General features: G+C 41.7%; 9 protein-coding genes. All 9 read left to right on the top strand.

Features of this window, described 5'->3' with window-relative positions; genetic code table 11:
• The coding region (locus AYJ08_RS20685) for a KR domain-containing protein (protein ID WP_064019279.1) at positions 1–443 on the top strand (443 nt) is incomplete at its 5' end.
• A gap of 67 nt (positions 444–510) precedes the next feature.
• Positions 511–10,857 carry an SDR family NAD(P)-dependent oxidoreductase gene (locus tag AYJ08_RS20680; RefSeq protein WP_064019278.1) on the top strand — a complete coding sequence of 3,449 codons (10,347 nt, stop codon included), beginning with the start codon at positions 511–513 and terminating at the stop codon, positions 10,855–10,857.
• Positions 10,854–14,666, top strand: coding sequence for a type I polyketide synthase (locus AYJ08_RS20675; RefSeq protein ID WP_064019277.1), 3,813 nt, complete (start codon positions 10,854–10,856; stop codon positions 14,664–14,666). Before AYJ08_RS20680 ends, AYJ08_RS20675 begins: the two co-directional genes overlap by 4 nt.
• Positions 14,667–14,669: 3 nt before the next feature.
• Positions 14,670–16,049, top strand: a complete 1,380-nt coding sequence (locus AYJ08_RS20670) for a condensation domain-containing protein (RefSeq protein ID WP_064019276.1) — start codon at positions 14,670–14,672, stop codon at positions 16,047–16,049.
• Positions 16,050–16,087: 38 nt separating this feature from the next.
• Positions 16,088–17,719, top strand: a complete 1,632-nt coding sequence (locus tag AYJ08_RS20665; RefSeq protein ID WP_064019275.1) for an aromatic amino acid ammonia-lyase — start codon at positions 16,088–16,090, stop codon at positions 17,717–17,719.
• Between the two features lie 176 nt (positions 17,720–17,895).
• Positions 17,896–18,261: a VOC family protein gene (locus tag AYJ08_RS20660; protein WP_064019274.1), complete on the top strand. Its 366-nt coding sequence runs from the start codon at positions 17,896–17,898 to the stop codon at positions 18,259–18,261.
• Between the two features lie 129 nt (positions 18,262–18,390).
• Positions 18,391–18,861 carry a transcriptional regulator GutM gene (locus tag AYJ08_RS20655; protein ID WP_064019273.1) on the top strand — a complete coding sequence of 157 codons (471 nt, stop codon included), beginning with the start codon at positions 18,391–18,393 and terminating at the stop codon, positions 18,859–18,861.
• A 162-nt stretch (positions 18,862–19,023) separates the two neighbouring features.
• Positions 19,024–19,557, top strand: a complete 534-nt coding sequence (srlA, locus tag AYJ08_RS20650; protein ID WP_064019272.1) for a PTS glucitol/sorbitol transporter subunit IIC — start codon at positions 19,024–19,026, stop codon at positions 19,555–19,557.
• Between the two features lie 23 nt (positions 19,558–19,580).
• Positions 19,581–20,609: a PTS glucitol/sorbitol transporter subunit IIB gene (gene srlE, locus AYJ08_RS20645; protein WP_064019271.1), complete on the top strand. Its 1,029-nt coding sequence runs from the start codon at positions 19,581–19,583 to the stop codon at positions 20,607–20,609.
• The last annotated feature ends 56 nt before the right edge of the window (positions 20,610–20,665 follow it).

The following is a 20,665-nucleotide window of genomic DNA, read 5'->3' as shown; positions in this document are numbered from 1 at the left end:
ATATGGAGGAGGAAAGATTCCGAGCTGGGCTTCGTGTCAAAGTAGACGTGAGTGTGAATATAGCAGAGGTATTTCAGGATGAGCCGCTTGATTTCGTGTTATTTTTCTCATCAATGAATTCGTTTGTAAAAGCCGCTGGACAAAGCAATTATGTAGCAGGCTGTACCTTTAAGGATGCTTTTGCCAGTCAATTAGCCCTGGAATGGCCATGTGCCGTAAAGGTAATGAACTGGGGGTATTGGGGAACGGTAGGTACGGTAGCATCCGAGGAGTATCAAAGACGGATGAAAAGCAGAGGGGTTGGTTCGATTGAGCCTCCAGAAGCAATGAGAGCATTAGAAGCTCTCTTGGTCGGACCGATGAACCAGTTAGCGTTTGCAAAAATGACTACGTCTTCTACGTGGATAAATGTTAACAAGGGACATTCTTTCGTTTTGGTGTAATCAAATTACTTTAATGTAAAAGATAAGGTTTCTAGCTTATCGAATCTTGATGTGTGGAGAGATGAACATGCAAGCATTCCAACGTAAAGAAATATATGAACAGAAAAAACAAATGGAAGTAATGCAGGGATTATTGATGAAGCTGCTGATGGTTCAATTGTCAAATATGGGTTTACTCTCAAGTAATTCTCACTCTCGTATTCAAGCGCAAACCGAATTACCGGGGTTTTATGACAAATGGCTGGAGGTAAGTTTAGATTTTTTGGCTGAGGAGCAGTATATCAAACAAACTGGAGAAACATTTCACATATGTGACGAAGCTCTAGTGGCTCAGGAATTACTATGGAACGAGTGGGATAGTAAGAAGCGTGAGTGGCTGAAGGATAGTAGCATAAAGGCGAAGGTAATATTAGCTGAAACAATGCTTCGTGCATTGCCCGATATTTTGACTGGATCAAAAAAAGCTACCGATATCATGTTTCCTCATTCCTCTATGGAACTGGTTGAGGGAATTTATAAACATAATCAGATGGCAGATTATTTTAATAATGTGCTAGCTCATACCGTCATTTCTTATGTACAGGATCAGATAGATCGCAAATCCAATGTGAAGCTTCGAATAGTAGAAATTGGAGCCGGTACAGGAGGTACAAGTGCTAGCGTTTTACAAAAATTAACACCCTATCACGACTACATTCAGGAATACTGCTATACGGATATTTCCAAAGCGTTTCTCATGCATGGAGCAAAGGAATATGGGCCTAGCCATCCTTTTTTAACCTTTAATATGCTAGATATCACTAAATCGGTCACCGAGCAGAAGGTAGATATGGGTGGATATGATGTGGTCATCGCTGCCAATGTTCTGCATGCAACTCCCAACATCCATCAAACGCTAAGACATGCGAAAGCCTTGTTAAAGAGAAAAGGAATCATTGTCATAAACGAAATCACAGAGAAGACATTGTTTCATCATCTTACATTTGGACTACTAGAGGGGTGGTGGCTATATGAAGATGCGAAACTGCGAATCCCAGGCTGCCCGGGGCTATGTGCAGAAGGATGGAAAAAGGCATTAACAGTAGAAGGCTTTACTTCCGTCTCATTTCCGGCTATTGATGCACAGGAGCTGGGTCAACAAATTGTTACTGCCAATAGTGATGGACTTATACGATACAAACAAGACTTTCCAAAACAAGCAAGCACTGATCAAAAAAGAAATGAGAGAAAGCCAGCGGCATCCAACCAACAAAGAGTTGCCTCTACAGAGCATCAGGGAATCGAAGCAAAAATGCTTGATTATGTTAGGAACACGATTATTCAAAAGCTTTCAGAATCACTACTAATTGATGCTCAAATGATTGATCAGCAAGAATCGTTTTCTGATTATGGAGTAGATTCCATTACAGGGGTTAAGCTTGTGCAAGCAATTAATCAAGCATTGCATATTACATTAGATACGACTGCGTTATTTGATTATAGCTCTGTCACTTTATTAGCTTCGTATATTATTGCTGAGTATAAAACGGTCATCATGCAGCTGTTATCTAAAAATATGGAGCAGGATGCAACGCCAATCACGTCGCTGGCAAAGGAAGCAAAATATCAAGAAAATATGACTTCTCAGCCTGTTTCAATTGGTAAAGCTGAATCTGACAGTGGTGTTGAAAATACAAGGAATAAAACGGATATAGCTATCATTGGTATGAGTGGGAGATTCGCAAGATCAGAAACAGTCCAAGATTTATGGAAGCATCTTGCTAGTGGCAGCGATTTAGTCGGGGAAGTATCTCGCTGGGATTTATCTAAATTTGATAAGCAGGGTATGAGCTACTGTCATCAAGGCAGCTTCTTAGATCATATCGATCGGTTTGATCCACTTTTTTTCAATATCTCAGGCTCTGAGGCTGAATATATGGACCCACAGCAACGAATCTTTTTAGAAGAAACGTGGAAGGCCTTAGAGGATGCGGGGTATGCTGGCGCAGGTGTTCAAGGGAAAAAATGCGGCATCTACGTAGGATGCGGTGCGAATGATTACCAACAGCTACTTGGCCATAATCCACCACCGCAGGCTTTCTGGGGTACGGCAAATTCCATCATTCCGGCACGGATTGCTTACTATTTGGACTTACAGGGTCCGGCCATCGCTGTAGATACAGCATGCTCAAGCTCTCTAGTAGCCATTCATCTAGCCTGTCAGGGTTTATGGGCAAACGAAACGGAGATGGCCATAGCGGGTGGCGTATTCATTCAATCAACACCGGGAATCTATCAATTTACAAATCGTGCTGGAATGCTATCTCCTACAGGCCGCTGCTATACATTTGACGAACGTGCGGATGGCTTTGTGCTTGGTGAAGGAGCAGGGGTGGTCGTACTTAAACGACTTTCAGATGCGATAGCTGATCGAGATCATATTTATGGGGTTATTCGCGGCTCAGCTATTAATCAAGATGGGACTACCAATGGAATTACAGCACCCAGTGCGAAATCCCAGGAACGTTTAGAGCGAGAAGTATATGATACGTTTCAAATTAACCCACAGCACATCCAAATGGTTGAAGCGCATGGCACAGGAACAAGGCTTGGTGACCCCATCGAATATAGGGCGTTGACACGAGCCTTTAGCAACTATACAAGTGAGAAAAATTATTGTGCAATCGGATCAATAAAAAGTAATATTGGACATTTAACATTTGCGGCAGGGGTAGCCGGACTTATTAAAATCTTGTTGTCCTTACAGCAAAAACAAATTCCACCAACACTGCATTTTGAGAACGGTAATTCAAATATTCATTTCCAAGAAAGTCCCTTTTATGTAAATACCAAGCTTAGCAATTGGTCTGTGAAACCAAGCATGAAGCGTTGCGCGGCCGTCAGCTCCTTTGGATTTAGTGGAACAAATGCACACATGGTGATTGAAGAAGCGCCATATGTAAAGAAGACTTCTGAAATCAAACCAGGTTATGTCATCACTTTATCTGCGCGTACAGCAGATCAGCTACATCAGCAGGTGAAACAACTCATCCAGTATTGTGAACATACGGATCAGATTGATTATGGCAATATGAGTTATACATTACTCATGGGAAGAAAACACTGTAATCATCGTCTAGCTTGTGTTGTGCATGAGCAGAATGAGCTTGTGGATGCCCTGAAACAATGGTTAGAAACAGGGGAAGCAACTGGGGTATATGCTTGTGTTGTCGATAAAAAGGGGCAGCACGAACAAATAGCGATGAAACAATATGGGAATGAGTGCATTCAAAAGGTAAAGATTGAAACAGATGCCAATGCTTATCTAAAACATTTGTCTATCGTGGCGTCCCTGTATACGCAAGGCTATGAATTAGAATTTGAGCAATTATTTTTACAAAACCATTATTCGAGAATACCTCTTCCAACCTATCCGTTTGCAAAGGAACGTTATTGGATACCAGAAGAAGAGGATAATCAGCCTAAAAATGATGGGCCGATCAATAAAATAGTTCTTGAGCCAGTCTGGCAGGAACAACAAATCATTCAGAAAATGCACGTGCCTATTTACGATCAGCACCTTGTAATGCTTGGTGAACCATTTGCCCATTTACATGGTCAGTTAGAAGCACAATCAAATGGGATTACCTTTATCCCGTTACATTCAGATAAGACCAGGCTCGAACAAAGGTTTGAGTGTTATGCTGTGGAAGCTTTTAAAACCGTACAACAGATTATCCAGTCCAAACCAAAAGGGAATGTTTTGATTCAAATAGTTGGTTCTTATCAAGGAGAACAGCAGGTTTTTTCAGGACTGGTAGGATTATTGCAAACAGCCAGACTGGAAAATCCCAAAATTCTTGGACAAATGATTGAAGTAGAGCAAGGAGTCAGCCACACCGAAATAATTGAAAAAATAATCAATGAGAAGCAATATCCTGAGGACAGGCATATTCGATATGAAACAGGAAAACGGTGGGTCGCTAGTTGGAAGGAACGCGAAGACGTAGCGAAAGCCGTTACGATTCCTTGGAAGGATCAGGGCGTTTATCTTATAACGGGTGGAACTGGCGGATTAGGACTTATTTTTGCAGAAGAAATTGTGCAAAAAAGCAAAAATGTAACGTTAATTCTCACCGGCAGATCTGAATGGAAGGAAGAGAAAACAGCGAAGTTACAGGAGCTGCAATCATTAGGGGCCAAAATTATTTATAAACAAGCTGATATGACGAAGAAAGATGAAGTAGAGAACTTGGTTACACAAATTAAGGAACAGATTGGAAGTCTACATGGGATCATTCATAGTGCGGGAATCATTCAAGATAATTATATTTTGAAGAAAAATACGGATGAGGTAATAAACGTTCTCTCTCCCAAAGTAGCAGGAACCATTTACTTGGATGAAGCTACCCAAGACATTCCATTGGATTTCTTCCTTTTATTTTCATCCATGTCTGGGGCCATAGGCAATCCCGGACAAGCAGATTACGCAATGGGGAATGCGTTTATGGACTACTACGCTGAGTATCGGAATCAACTGGCCCATGCAGATCAGCGTAAGGGTCTAACCTACTCCATTAACTGGCCGCTTTGGAAGGAAGGCGGTATGCATGTTCAACTGGAAACGGAAAAAATGTTACGGAAAAATACCGGTCTGGTTGGGATTGAATCTAAAACTGGCATTGAAAATATCTATCAAATGTTTACAGCTAAAAAGAATAGATTGGTGCTTTTGCAGGGAGATGTGCCTAAGCTCAGGTCTTATTTTACGACAAAGCAAGCGATTAAAATGGAGACTACTATTAAGCAAACTGTTCCTCAGATCGACAAGGCTGTTCTTGAGGAAAGAACCCAGATGAAATTGAAAAGTCTGCTGGGGGAACAATTGAAGATAAGTGTTGACCAAATTGATGCTTTCGAGACTTTAGATCAATATGGAATTGATTCACTGGTCATTATTGAGCTGAATCAAAAGCTTGAAGGAATTTTTGGGGAATGCTCAAAAACGATTTTCTATGAATATCAAACAGTGCAGGAATTAACACAATATTTTACTCAACAGTATCTGGAGCAGTGTCTGGAATGGACAGGGCTAGCTCAGACACGGAAGATTGAGACACAGATACCAGCACCTGACCAAGGTATGATAAAAGAATTACCGAGTGAGCAGATCACTAGTAATCAAACAAAACAATTACCTAGCTATGTGCCCATGGAGCAGAATCCGCCACGACAGCTTGAACCGATTGCGATCATTGGCATGAGTGGTCATTATCCACAGGCAAGCACTTTGCAACAATTCTGGCATAACCTTGCTCAGGGAAAGGATTGTATAGTAGAAATCCCGGAGGAGCGCTGGTCAACGGAAACGTTCTACGATCCGAATCGAAAAGACGCTTTTGCTAAGGGAAAAAGCTATTGCAAATGGGGTGGCTTTCTCCAAGATTTTGCCAGCTTTGATCCTTTGTTCTTTTCTATCTCACCTCGTGAAGCAATGAATATGGACCCGCAGGAACGTGTATTCATTCAGACTTGCTGGGAAGCCCTAGAGGATGCAGGATATACCAAGGAGCTGCTAGCATCGCGACATAAGGGACGAGTCGGGGTATTTGCTGGCATTACGAAAACAGGGTTCCAGTTATACGGTCCACCGCTATGGGAGCAGGGGGAGGAGTTATTCCCGTATACCTCATTTAGTTCTATTGCGAATCGAGTATCGTATTTACTTAACCTAAAAGGCCCAAGCATGCCAATCGATACGATGTGTTCCTCCTCTCTAACAGCTATACACGAAGCGTGTGAGCATATCCGTCATGGAGCATGTGACATGGCTATAGCCGGCGGGGTTAATCTATATTTACATCCATCTACTTACATTCAATTATGTGGCCAACAAATGCTTTCTGCTGACGGAAAATGCAAAAGCTTTGGACAAGCTGCCGATGGTTTTGTTCCTGGTGAGGGGGTAGGGGCGGTTTTATTAAAGCCTCTTTCAAAAGCTCTTGAAGATGGTGATCAGGTTCATGCCTTAATCCGTGCAACGAGCATTAATCATGGAGGGAAAACCAATGGGTATACAGTACCAAATCCAGTAGCCCAAGGTGAACTTGTACGAGAAGCAATGGAGAAAGCAGGTATAGATGCTCGAACGATCAGTTATATCGAAGCTCATGGCACAGGGACGGAGTTAGGAGACCCTATAGAGATTACAGGCCTTCAGCAGGCCTTTCGTAAAGATACGCAAGATACGAATTTCTGTGCAATTGGCTCTGTGAAGAGTAATATTGGTCATTTAGAGGCTGCAGCAGGTATAGCAGGGGTAACAAAAATTATTCTTCAAATGAAGCATCAGCAGCTAGTTCCAAGTTTGCATGCACAGGAATTAAACCCAAATATCAATTTTGCCAAAACTCCCTTCACGGTTCAGCAAACGCTCAGTGAATGGAAGAGACCTGTCCTAGAAATAAATGGGGTAGCGCAAGAATGCCCCAGAATTGCGGGTATATCATCCTTCGGAGCGGGAGGAGCAAATGCACATGTAATCGTGGAGGAATTTATCCCACACGAAGAAGCTCAATCTAGCGGTTCACACCACAACCATCCTGTCATCATTGTTCTTTCTGCAAAGAATGAAGAGCGCTTGAAGGAGCAGGTTAACCAATTATTAGCTGCACTTCAGGAGCAAGCCTATACCGATCATGATTTGCCACGTATAGCGTATACGTTACAAACAGGAAGAGAGGCAATGGAAGAACGTCTAGGAATGATTGTGGAATCTATCGGTGAGCTTGAAGAGAAGCTTAGGGGCCTGCGGAATAAACAAGCGAATGTAGAAAATGTGTACCAAGGACAAGTGAAGCAGCATAAAGAGACAGTATCTATCTTTCTTGCAGATGAAGAATTGCAAGAGGCTGTTCAAAAGTGGATAGAGCGTAAAAAATATGCAAAATTACTGCGCTTATGGGTAAAGGGCTTGAATATAGAATGGAACGAATTATATCGGGAAAATAAGCCCCGGAGAATAAGCTTGCCCACCTATCCTTTTGCCAAAGAACCATATTGGATTTCTCCATCTCGCAAGGGTTCAGCATCTACCTTTGTAAAAGCCTTAACGGAATCGAGTCACAGCAGCAATATGGAATCACGTAAGGCTTGCTTTGTCACTAAGCATTGGAAGTTAGCCAATGTGAATAAAACGAAGGAATTGCATGGAACCATTGCCATTTTAACAACGAATGAAACAGAGGCGCTAGCGAAGCGAATCTCCGAACGTATTACCAATACACGAATCATGAATATGCATGAAATGCCACGACAGCTAGACCAATCACAAGAAGAGTGGAAAAAATATGCGGGTTTTATTGATCTAGCTGGATGTGGTGCTGCAGATCAGACCGATCTGAGTTGGCTATTCACTCTTCAACATATAATCGGGCTAGGAAAAAAAGAAGATATCGTGCTTTTATGTGTCACAAAAGGGTTGGAAGCCTTTAAAAATGGCTTAATAAATGTAGCAGGTGCTTCACGTGTTGGGTTGTATCGTACGTTACAGGGTGAATACAGCTATGTTTGTTCAAGACACATGGATGTAGAACGACATCTTGAGGATCATGTGCTTGCAGATCAAATCGTCGAGGAGCTATTTGCAGAAAGTCAGGATGTGGAGGTTTGTTACCGGGATGGACAGCGATACCTAGCTTATCTCGATGTAGGGCAGGGCAAAATGGAAAATAGACAAAAGCAGGAATTCCCTCCTGCTCATGTGTTATGGATTACAGGAGGAACAAGAGGACTCGGATTATTATGTGCGAAGCATTTTGTGGAAAACTATGGTGTGAAGCAAATTGTGCTAACCGGGCGGGAACCGCTGCCACCGCGGGAAGCATGGGATTTATATAAGGAACAACAATCATCTACAGCTCAAAAAATCAGAGCTATTGAACAATTGGAACAGCTAGGAGCCCAAATCCGAGTATTGTCCATAGCTTTATCAGACGAGGATGAGGTGCGCAGTAGTGTAGAGAAAGTGAAACGCTCGATGGGGCCAATAGGCGGGGTTATTCATTGTGCGGGCTCTGTCGATCTGGAAAACCCGGCATTTATTCGAAAATCCTTAGAAACAATCAATCAAGTGCTAGAACCTAAGATTCAAGGATTAAGCGTACTCTACAACAGTCTCAAAGAAGAACCATTACAGTTCTTTGTATTGTTTTCATCCGTTTCTGCCATTGTTCCTAGCTTAGGAGCGGGTCAGAGTGATTATGCGATGGCGAATGCCTATATGGACTATTTTAGTGAAGCTCATGCTCATTCCTGCCCAATTGTGAGCATTCAATGGCCAAGCTGGAAAGAGACCGGCATGGGAGAAGTGAAAAGCAGCGCTTATGAACAATCTGGAATGCTCAGCATGACCAATAAAGAAGGGCTTTCCCTCCTAGATCAGATTTTAGCTAATAAGCTGGGACCGGTTATTCTTCCTGCAATGATTCGAGAGCCAATTTGGAAGCCAGGAACGCTTATGCAAACACGGAAAAAAGCTACTGGTGAACAGCATGCTCAGGTAAAGCAAGAAATCCTGACTAACGAGGAATTTGCTAACGACGAGCTGATGCAGAATACGCAAGCGTGGCTACTCGCCTTATTTTCAAAGGAATTCATGCTAGATGCTTCCCAGTTGGATGCTGATAGCCTATTTCAAGAATATGGCATGGATTCTATCTTATTAGCACAAATTATTACGAAAATGGACCGTGAATTAAAGGTTGTAGCCTTAGATCCTTCTATCCTGCTGGAATATCCAACAATAGGACGTCTGGCTGCCTATTTGATCGAAACCTACCCAGATGTATTAGCGACATTATTCTCAATCAAAAGGAAAAAGACTCATGTAAAGCCTATGATTGAACATAAGCACGTCGCAGAATCAGAACGATCCCATGTAATCGATGAGCATGAAAATAAGCTGAATCATACGGATAAAATCGCTGTCATCGGCATAGCTTGTCATTTTCCAGATGCGAGGAATGCAAGAGAATATTGGGCAAATCTAATGGCGGGAAAGGACAGTATTCGTGAAATGCCAAAATCACGTTGGGATAGTAAAAAGCTTTACACCTTACACGATGACACCGAAGGAAAAACGAAAAGGAAATGGGGAGGCTTCTTAGATTCAATTGAGGATTTTGATCCTGATTATTTTCATATCTCAAAATCCTTAGCCACCCAAATTGATCCATTGCAACGACAATTGTTAGAGGTGAGTGCAGAAGCGCTTCTTGATGCTGGTTACAAGGAAAAAGAACTGTGGAATAAGCAAGTTGGGGTTTTTGTAGGCTCGAGAGCTAGTAACTTTTCTCAAAAACTGGATCAAAGCACGAAGGATACCATTGTGGGAACTGGCCAAAACTTCATTGCAGCACATTTAGCCCATGTATATAACTTTAAAGGACCTAACATGGTAATTGACACGGCTTGCTCAAGTTCGTTAACAGCCATTCATCTTGCTGTAAGAAGCATTCAAAATAGAGAGAGTGAGCTTGCTTTAGCAGGGGGAGTAGACATTCTATTAGATGAATCACCTTATCTTGCTATGAGTGCAGCTAATGTATTATCCCCGGATGGACGTTGCAAAACCTTTAGCGCTGAAGCGGATGGAATAGGTCTAGGAGAAGGCTGCGGAGTCCTCATTTTAAAGCCTCTACAGCAAGCCATCCGAGATAACAATAAAATTTATGGCGTGATTGAGGGCTCAGCGATTAATAATGATGGAAACACAATGGGCATTACAACTCCAAATCCAGAGGCGCAGAGAGAATTGATTGAAAAAGCGATTGCAGATGCAAAAATAAACCCAGAGACCATAAGCTATGTAGAAACACATGGTACTGGCACTTTGATTGGAGACCCGATTGAATTAAAAGCTTTGACCCAAGTATTTAAGAAGCACACGATGCAAAAACAATTTTGTGGTGTGGGCAGTGTGAAAAGTAACATCGGACATTTGATGAGTGCTGCAGGGGTAGCCAGTTTTATTAAGGTATTACTATCGCTTGTTCATGAGGAGCTTCCTGCTACATTGCATTGTGAACACCCGAATCCACGTTTTCATTTTGAAGAATCGCCATTTTTTATTGTCCAGGAGCCAATGAAATGGACAAGTAAATATACCGTTTTGCGAGCAGGAATTAGTGCGTTTGGATTGGGAGGAAACAATGCTCATATCATTGTGAGTAATGAAGGTATTCCCCAAACACATCGAGTACCTCTGGAAAGTATCAATCCAAACATATTATTCCAAAGAAGAAGATACTGGCCAGAAGGAAGGCAAGACGCAGTTAGTATAGGAGAACATGAACGAAATAACAAACGAACCGAGGAAAACCTTGCTTATTATAAGCCGATCCGAGTTGAGCGTAGGGGAGAATCAATGAGATGAAGCAAACACAAGTACAAGAGACTTTTTTACAGCGATTGTATCATAGTCACTATTTAGTACAAGATCACCGTGTTCATGGCATTTGTGCTGTTCCAGGCTTAGCTCTCATGGATATGGTTTATCGTGTAGCGGCTCTGTATGTCGATAAACAGCCTATAGAGTTGAGACAGGTTTTGTTCAAGCAGCCTATAGTGACGTCAGAGTATTTTGACAAGAATATTTATGTTACGTTTACACCTATTGATTCTTACTGGAAAGTGGCGATTACCAGCCAAAAAGTAAAAGATGACGTGATTATCGATCAGCAAATGGAAGTAAATATGGAATGCTTTATGTATGTCATGAATAACAGGAATAACTCCAAAGCATTCGATGTGAAAGCCTTCATGAAGCAATCCACCAAGCAGTGGGATATGGATCAAATGTACGATTTAGTGCGAAAGACGAAAATCTTCCATGATACTTTCATGAAAACGGAAGGCACGGTGTATCAATGGGGGAATCAGGAAGTAATGGAGCTTAGACTTAGTAGCCTAGCAGAATCCTACCTCGATCAATTTTATGCCCATGCCGCTTTTTTAGACGGATCATGTTTAGCTGGAGCGTCTTTTATGGTGACGGGGATGCAATACAATATTTTTCAGGAGAATACGCCTTATATACCATTTATGCTTGAACGGTTTTGTATCTATAAGCCTCTGCCAAATAAGGTTTATACGTACACCGAGCAGACAACACTTCAAGAAAAGATATCATCTGCCCCAGATATTGTATCTCGTGATATTACTATTTTTAATGAAGGAGGTGATGTATTAGTCGAATATAATAAATTCACTGTAAAACGAGTTAGGGAGCCACAGCTTATAAAAAAATTAACAGAAACAAGCTCCCTTTATATTAGTGACATCGCAAAGACTCATTCAATTGCGCATGCAGATGAAGAGAGTGAGATGATACAGCCAGCAAAGACCATACACCAAGGAAGAGAGAGTCCTCATCTAGCCTCTATTCAGATATATTTACAGCAAGAAATAGCAGACGTGCTGAAAATAAATGCAGAGAGCGTGCAAACGAATACAGGCTTTTATGAACTGGGACTAGATTCTACGCAATTACTAGGGCTCGTAAAGGTCTTGGAGAACAAAGTAAAGACAGCTCTGTACCCGACGCTGCTATTCGAATATTCGACAGTAGAAAGTTTATCTCAATATTTGCTAAATCATTTTGAACCAGTTTTTGTGACAGAACATGGTACCACTGAACCGCCAGAATCACGTGCGGATTTGATCTACTCATACCTACAACAAGAAATCGCCTCCGTACTACAAACAAATCCTAAAGACATCCCGTTGCATACAGGCTTTTATGAATTAGGATTAGACTCAACACATTTACTAGGTCTTGTCAAAGTCTTGGAGAAAAAAGTAGATGCCCCCCTTTATCCAACTCTATTATTTGAATATTCAACAGTCGCCAAGCTGTCTGAATATTTGCTGGTAAATTGGGGGGAAGCTTTTATAGCTGAAGCTAAAGTGGATACAGGAGAAATAGCTGTGTCGCCTCTGACGAGTAAATTACAAGCTGAGCAAGTTACCGTGCTTTATTTTAATCGACACTGGAAACAGCTAGGGCTCAAGGAAGCTAGCTCTTCCGATATCAGTCGCAAGCAAGTTGTCCTTTTATTTCATGATGATAGGGGCCTACAAGCTGAATTAAAGCGACATTTGCAGCTTGAGACCGTGTTTGCCTTGAAATCCGATGAGGTAGACATTATTGATCAATTTCAAGCTAAGTGCAAGGAATGTCTTATGCACATTCGGGAACTGTTACAGCAAAAACCGGTAACAGACATTCTCATTCAGATTGTCGCTGGTTCAGGTGAAGTAGATAAATACGCTGAAGCTTTAGAAGGGATGCTCAGGACAGCCTACCTAGAACAACCAAAAATACACAGTCAAATCATTCTTTTTGAGAATTTGAATAAGACGCCTGCACATGAAATCGCAGTCTTGCTGGAAAAAGAGGCACGTTGCCACGATGAAGGGGTAGCTAGCATTCAGTATCGTGGTAAGAACTTAAGCCGGTATGTTTATCAGCTAAGAGAAATGACTCCTAGATCTACCCCCCGATTTCATTATGTCATGGAGCATGGTGTCTATGTTATTACAGGCGGCTTAGGTGGCTTAGGGTATTTAATTGCCAGTCATCTGGCACAGCAGGGGGGTATCAAGCTTGCTTTATTGGGACGTTCCCGGTTGGATCAAAAGAAACAGCAACAGATCTATCGCTTAATGGAAATGGGAGCGGACGTACGTTATATAGAAGTAGACCTTTGCATACAGGCAGACACGGCTCAAGCTTTTGAGTCCATTAGAGAAGAGCTGGGACCGATCACAGGCATTTTTCATTGTGCTGGCGTGATTCAAGACCGATTACTTCTTCATAAGGATTCCAATGATTTGCAAGCTGTGCTCTCACCAAAATGGAAGGGAACGTGGAATGTAGATCGGGCCACAGAGGATGATGAATTGGAATTTTTCGTTCTCTTTTCATCAGTTTCAGCCATTATGGGAAATGTAGGACAAGCTGATTATGCTTGTGCCAACGCATCTATGGATTTGTTTGCTCTACAGCGACAGGAACTGGTGAATTGCGGCAAGAGATGCGGTCAAACCTTTACGATTAACTGGCCGCTATGGGCAGACGGTGGAATGCAGCTTCAGGAAGACTTGTTGCAAATGATGAGTGCTTCAACAGGGTTATCTGTCTTGCCAAGTACCCAAGGATTAGTAGCACTGGATCATATCTTATCACAACACAACACGCAAACGATCGTGTTATATGGTGATGAGCGTGCTATTAGGAGCCAAATTCAAAAGCTAAACGAATTGGGTGCAGAACAAGAGGAAGAAACAGCTAGTGTCATAACGAGAATATGCTGTGATCATTTTACTTTTCCCGAAGATTTGAAAACCTACTGGAAAAACATTAAAGCTGGACAGCCGATCAGTAGACATCCATCAACTATCACAGAGGTTCAGTCATTGAGAGAACAAGAAAATAATATCCTGCATCTACTAATTCGCACGCAAACCTCCAGACAGATTGAAGCGGTTATCTGTGGAAAAGGGAAAAAAACGGTTCTGTTGTTCTGCGGTTTCGGTTTAACCGCTTCTCAATGGTACTACCAAATAAAGGAGCTGCGAGAGGACTGTCAATTCATAATTATCCACCCACCAGGAGTCGGTTTAAGTGAAGATAACGGCGATCTTACGTTTCAGGGTATTTCTAATACCGTTCGTGAGGTATTAGATATCTTACAAATACCTTCTCCTCTTTATGTGGTGGGAACCTCCTGGGGAGGAATGCTTGCCCAGACCTTTGCAGCGAAATTCCCTGAAAAGGTTGTTTCCTTAGCATTGGTAACAAGTTTCTGCGACATGAATCAATTATGGGATGAACAATCCTTACAGGATGCTTTTACACTTGATTTCTATGTGAATTATCGACAAGGTGCGTATGAATTGATTCAAGCCAGCAAATTTGTAAATCCAGTCGCCTTCCAATATAACGAGATCGAAAGACAAGGTAAATTAAATACCTACAAAATCCTGGAAGATATTTCTGTGCCAACATTGATCGTATCAGCGAAACGAGACATCATGGGCTTTTATTATCAAACAAATCAATTAGTAACAAAAATTCCGCAAGCTACATTAGTCGAGATCAACGGTGGTCATGGATGTAATATCACTCATTACGAGGAGTTTAATCGCATTCTACTTCAGTATTTACAAGAACATGAATAGGGGATGGTTACATTGGTGAAAAAAACGGTGATTAAAACGTATCCGTTATCAAAAGTGCAGAGTGTATTTTATCAACATTATGCCCTGCTTCCTGATTCCTATGGAAATAATGAAAAAATCCTTTACCGTATACATTCCAAGATCAATATAGATGTCATGAAGGAAGCCTTCTTACAGGTGATCAAGCGACATGAGATGTACCGCACCAATTTTCTCATGGAGGATGAGCCGGTGCATAAAGTGTACGAGGAGGCGATTCTGGATTTTGAAGTGGTGGATGCTAGCGGTTGGCCACAGGAGCTCGTAACACGGTTTTTAAGTGAGGAAACCTACCGTCCCTTTCAATTGGAAGAAAATCCTCCCTTTCGAGTTAGATTGTTCCGCTTTTCCGAGGATGATTTTATCTTGCTTTTAGTGTGGCATCATGTTGCTGTAGATGGATGGTCTGCTTCACTTACAATCGATGATTTTGGATTGCTATACAAGAATTTATTGGAAGGAAATGAATGTGAGCTTACTCCGATCAGAAAACAGTTTTCAGACTTTGTTGCAGCCCAAAACGAAATGTTAGAAAGTCCAGAAGGAGAAAGACAGCGTTTATTTTGGAAAGAAAAGCTGTCAGGAGAGCTACCTGTCCTGAAGCTTCCAGCAGATCGAGATTTTCCGGAGGTTCGTACGTATAAAGGAGGGACCGTATCGTTTCGTCTTGAGAAAACAGTAAGCGATAAAGTTTTTGCTTATTGTCAACAAAAAGAGACGACCCTTGATCGAGTTCTGCTCTCCTTATATTTCGCTTTTTTACATGGCTATTCACAGCAAGAAGAAATCGTAATTGGAACACCTAGGTATGGACGTGCATCGACAAGCTATTATAATACGTGTGGTGTTTTTGTGAATTTAATTCCCTTGCGATTGAAAATGCCGAAAAATGCCACGTATGCTGAGCTGGTGCATTTTGTTGATGAACAAATTAAACAATGTTTGGATTATCAGGATTTTCCCATGACGCTTATGATGGAAGAGCAGGATATAAAAACCGGTCTAACTCCCTTGTTTCAAACCTGCTTCTCCATTCAAAAATGGCCAAGACAAAACACAACGTTTCATTTTGGGGATTCCACACATGAGATCAATTTACATGGATTACAAATGAGCCACTACTATACAGAAAAGAAAATCTCAAAGTTTGATCTTGCTCTGTATGTGGAAGAAGATCGTAAGAAAGGCATTTTACCTATCTTTGAATATAATGCTGATATTTTTGATAAAAAAACGATAGAGAAGCTAAGTCGTATTTTCATAACGTTTATCACGTCTGCTATGGAAGATGATCAGGTGAAAATTTCCACCTTATGCTCATACCTTCAAGCGATTGAGAAATAGAGAAGGAACTAGATACACATAGAGAGGATAGGTTGAAAATGAGTCAAGCGGCCCTTTTCGAACAAAAGCTGATGCTACATGGAAAGCATACACTTATATTAAATGGAAATGATCTGACCATAGCAGATGTGGCCCAGATGGCAAAAGGTACCTCTGAAGCATTTACTTTTCACATTTCAGAAGAAGCAAACAAGAGAATCGAAGAATGCAACGAGCTAAAACATGACATTATGAATCAGCAGTATCCCATTTATGGGGTTACGACTGGCTTCGGGGACAGTGTACACAGACAAATTTCTGGGGAGAAAGCATGGGATTTGCAACGAAATTTAATTCGATTTCTATCGTGTGGGGTTGGTCCAGTAGCAGATGAGGCTGTGGCAAGGGCAACTATGCTCATACGTACGAATTGTTTAGTGAAAGGCAATTCAGCGGTACGATTGGAGGTCATTCATCAACTCATAGCTTATATGGAACGGGGAATTACGCCAATTATTCCTGAACGCGGATCGGTTGGAGCGAGTGGTGATTTAGTTCCGTTAAGCTATCTTGCCTCTATATTAGTTGGGGAAGGAAAAGTTCTGTATAAAGGGGAGGAGCGTGAGGTAGCAGAAGCACTTGGAGCCGAGGGACTCGAGCCTTTGACTTTGGAAGCCAAGGAAGGACTTGCTTTAGTAAATGGGACCTCTTTTATGTCTGCCTTTGCTTGCCTCGCTTACGCGGATGCAGAAGAAATCGCATTTATAGCTGATATTTGTACGGCGATGGCTTCAGAAGCATTGCTTGGAAACCGAGGACACTTTTATTCATTCATTCATGAACAAAAACCGCACCTTGGGCAAATGACAAGTGCGAAAAATATTTATAGCCTGCTAGAAGGTTCCCAATTATCTAAAGAATATTCACAAATTCTAGGGAATAATGAAAAATTGGATTCAAAGGCCTATTTGGAATTAACACAAAGCATCCAGGATCGCTATTCGATTCGTTGCGCTCCCCATGTTACTGGCGTGCTGTATGACACATTAGATTGGGTGAAAAAGTGGCTAGAGGTGGAAATTAATTCAACGAACGATAATCCTATCTTTGATGTGGAAACACGTGAGGTTTACAATGGGGGAAATTTTTATGGCGGTCATGTTGGACAAGCTATGGATTCGCTTAAAGTAGCAGTTGCAAATATTGCAGATTTACTAGATCGACAATTGCAACTGGTGGTCGACGAAAAATTCAATAAGAATTTGACCCCCAATTTAATTCCGCGTTTTAACAGTGACAATTACGAAATCGGCTTGCATCATGGATTTAAGGGTATGCAAATTGCAAGCTCAGCCCTAGCGGCGGAGGCTTTAAAGATGAGTGGTCCAGTAAGTGTGTTTTCACGTTCTACAGAAGCTCATAATCAGGATAAGGTGAGCATGGGCACAATTTCTTCACGAGATGCACGTACCATTGTTGAATTGACCCAACATGTAGCGGCAATTCATCTCATCGCACTTTGTCAGGCATTAGATTTGCGAGATAGTAAAAAAATGTCTCCCAAAACAACAAAGATTTACAACATGATCCGCAAGCAAGTACCCTTTGTAGAACGTGATAGGGCATTGGATGGAGACATTGAAAAAGTTGTCCAGCTTATCCGCTCTGGAAATCTAAAGAAAGAAATTTAGGATCAAAATGTGAATCACTAGCTGAAGCAAGTTTATTTCAGATAGAGGAATTTGTAAGACTTCCCAGCGAGTTTGGGAAGTCTTTTATTTTGAGCAGGACTTGCAAAGGAAACCAGTTTTCTCATATGATACAAGGGCATTATACTTTTTAACAAATAGAAATTAGGTGAATCATTATGATGAAGCACATTTCAACGGTAGGGATATACGTAGAAGACCAGCAAAAAGCATTAGCTTTCTGGACAGAGAAAGTAGGATTTATTGTATATGCTACCTTTCCTATGGGGCCTAAAGCAACATGGCTGGAAGTAGGGCCCGAAAATGCCCAGACACGTCTCGTTCTTTATCCAAAAGCACTGATGAAAAACTGGGCAGAGTTAAAGCCATCCATCGTGTTTGAATGTGAAGATATTTATAAATTGTATGAAGACCTGCAAGCAAAAGGAGTAGATGTTGACAAACCAAATGAAATGGAATTTGGCATCTTTTGCTTTTTCAGAGACGAGGATGGCAATCAATTCGGTTTAAAACAACCAAAATAAGTAATGCCTGAATGAAAGCGAACCCAAGAAAAAAGCGGGTTCGTTTTTTCTTTATGAAAAATCCTTTGACAAGTAAACGCTTTCAAATTACAATTGTAAGCAACTAGAACAAATGTAATGAGGTGAGCGATGATGAGCTTGTGGGGAGCACTCATATTCTTTTTCATTGGGATGTGGCTTTGCCAAATCTACTTTACGCTTCGTCAGGTGAAACATTATCGTCAAAGCATATATGAAATGAAACAGCAACGTGCTGGTTTTCTAGGAGTTGGAGTACAGAAAAACAGATTGTCGATCGGCTCCGTCGTCATACTTACTACGAATCCAGATGGATCTATTACTCGATGCAAGAGAATGACGGGGGTTACTGTTTTTGCTACCTTCAAGGAAGTACCTGAGCTAATCGGGAAGAAGCTCGAAGATTGTTACCCTACTACTCCAGTTAAACCAGAAGAAAAAGCGTTGCAAATAGCGATTCAACAGATTGACCTACAACGAAAACAACTACAGAGAGCAAAAACCGCATTCCCTTCCGCAACAGCTAGGGAAGGCGACGCTAAATCAATACCTACATTGATTACACCTATAACACCTAGATAGATTTTTACCCAGCTTCAACGTTAAAAATACAGTAGTGATTCATACTTGGGTCGTGGGCCGAGTACATGCAGAGGATGCATGACTCGGCCTGTTTTTTTCATCTTCTAGAGTAAAAGGCTCGGTTATTCCGAGTAACTAATTTAACTGTGAGGGGGTATGGCTATGGATTTCCTTATCCATCTGGCTGAAGGGTTTATTGGAATGTTTAATGAAGGGGGGAAAACATTTGTTGGTTTCGTAACAGGGATCATTCCTACGCTAGTTTGTCTGATTACAGCAGTAAACGCACTACTCAAATTTTGCGGTGAGGAGCGAATTGCACGCTTTGCACAAAAGTGTACAGGAAATATTGTGCTACGCTACACAGTATTTCCCATTATGGCGATGTTTTTTTTAACGAATCCAATGGCATATACCTTTGGACGCTTCTTAAAGGAAGAGCAGAAACCAGCTTTTTATGATTCCGCCGTCTCGATGTGTCATCCGATCACGGGTATGTTTCCACATGCGAACCCTGCTGAATTATTTGTTTATATGGGAATTGCCACAGGCATTCAGCAGTTAGGCTACACATTGGGACCACTCGCCATTCGCTTTTTCCTCGTTGGTGCAATCGTGATCCTGATTCGAGGTGTATTGACGGAGTATATCACTAAGATGATGCTAAAACGCAAAGCTCAACAAGCAAGTGTATAGAAGTTGAAAAGGGGGGAGCGGCAATGCAAAACTACCGTGCTGTTCGTATTGTCAAGGGCTCTGGCGGCTGGGGTGGTCCACTGACCATATTACCAAACCATGAAAAGAAATATATCGCTTGCGTAACGGGAGGGGGGATCCATCCTGTAGCGAACAAAATTGCTCAGTTGACTGGTGGTATTGCTGTTGATGCGTTTAACAATAAGGTGGAACCAGATGAAATGGCTTGCGTGGTCATTGATTGTGGTGGAACGGCTCGTTGCGGTGTATATCCTCGCTTAAACGTAATGACTGTCGACATCACGGCCACATCACCATCTGGACCGCTCATTCAATTTATTAAAGAAGAGATTTTTGTATCTGGTGTACGTGAACAGGATATCATGGAAGCCGAAACAGCAGAGCAAGGAAACGCAGAAACGGATACCGCTCAGGCTTCTTTGTCTCAAACAGGTAAAAGCGTGAAAGAATTAAAGGAGGAAGCTAAAGCCAAAGTAGCTGAGATGAAAGCCGCCAAACAGCCTAATGTAATCGAAAAAATCGGGCGTGTGATGGGAGGCATCGTCAATGTTTTTTATCAGGCTGGCCGCGAAACAATTGAACAGGTAATTAAAAATATATTACCGTTTATGGCATTTGTAAGTACACTTATCGGCATTATCACCTATTCCGGAATTGGAGATGTGATTGCACGATTTGTTTCCCCTCTTGCTGGCAATCTAGTAGGGCTATTGTTATTGTCAATCATTGCGGCTCTGCCGTTTTTATCCCCAGTTTTAGGGCCAGGTGCGGTGATTGCTCAAGTGGTTGGTGTTCTTATTGGGGTAGAGATCGGTCGAGGAAATATTCCGCCACAGCTTGCTTTACCAGCGTTATTCGCTATCAATCCGCAGGTAGGATGTGATTTCGTCCCTGTAGGACTTACTTTGGGAGAAGCGGAACCGGAAACAATCGAGGTTGGCGTGCCAGCGGTTTTAATTTCCCGCTTATTTACAGGTCCTCTTGCTGTTGTGATTGCTTATTTATTCAGCTTTGGACTTTATTCAGAATAATTAATTCATTTGTGTGTGGGATAAAAAAACGCAGGAATATTCGTGAAGGAGAGAAT

This window comes from Brevibacillus sp. SKDU10, from assembly GCF_001645205.1.
Classification (GTDB): Bacteria; Bacillota; Bacilli; order Brevibacillales; family Brevibacillaceae; genus Brevibacillus_B; species Brevibacillus_B halotolerans.
The sequence above is the reverse complement of the archived record's forward strand: the minus strand, read 5'-3'. Positions and strand labels throughout refer to the sequence as shown.

Bases quoted from the DNA above. Each gene is read 5' to 3' on its own strand.
- AYJ08_RS20655 (WP_064019273.1), top strand. From the start codon at position 18,391: ATGATGAGCTTGTGGGGAGCACTCATATTCTTTTTCATTGGGATGTGG.
- AYJ08_RS20675 (WP_064019277.1), top strand. From the start codon at position 10,854: ATGAAGCAAACACAAGTACAAGAGACTTTTTTACAGCGATTGTATCAT.
- AYJ08_RS20670 (WP_064019276.1), top strand. From the start codon at position 14,670: ATGGTTACATTGGTGAAAAAAACGGTGATTAAAACGTATCCGTTATCA.
- srlA (WP_064019272.1), top strand. From the start codon at position 19,024: ATGGATTTCCTTATCCATCTGGCTGAAGGGTTTATTGGAATGTTTAAT.
- AYJ08_RS20680 (WP_064019278.1), top strand. From the start codon at position 511: ATGCAAGCATTCCAACGTAAAGAAATATATGAACAGAAAAAACAAATG.
- srlE (WP_064019271.1), top strand. From the start codon at position 19,581: ATGCAAAACTACCGTGCTGTTCGTATTGTCAAGGGCTCTGGCGGCTGG.
- AYJ08_RS20660 (WP_064019274.1), top strand. From the start codon at position 17,896: ATGATGAAGCACATTTCAACGGTAGGGATATACGTAGAAGACCAGCAA.
- AYJ08_RS20665 (WP_064019275.1), top strand. From the start codon at position 16,088: ATGAGTCAAGCGGCCCTTTTCGAACAAAAGCTGATGCTACATGGAAAG.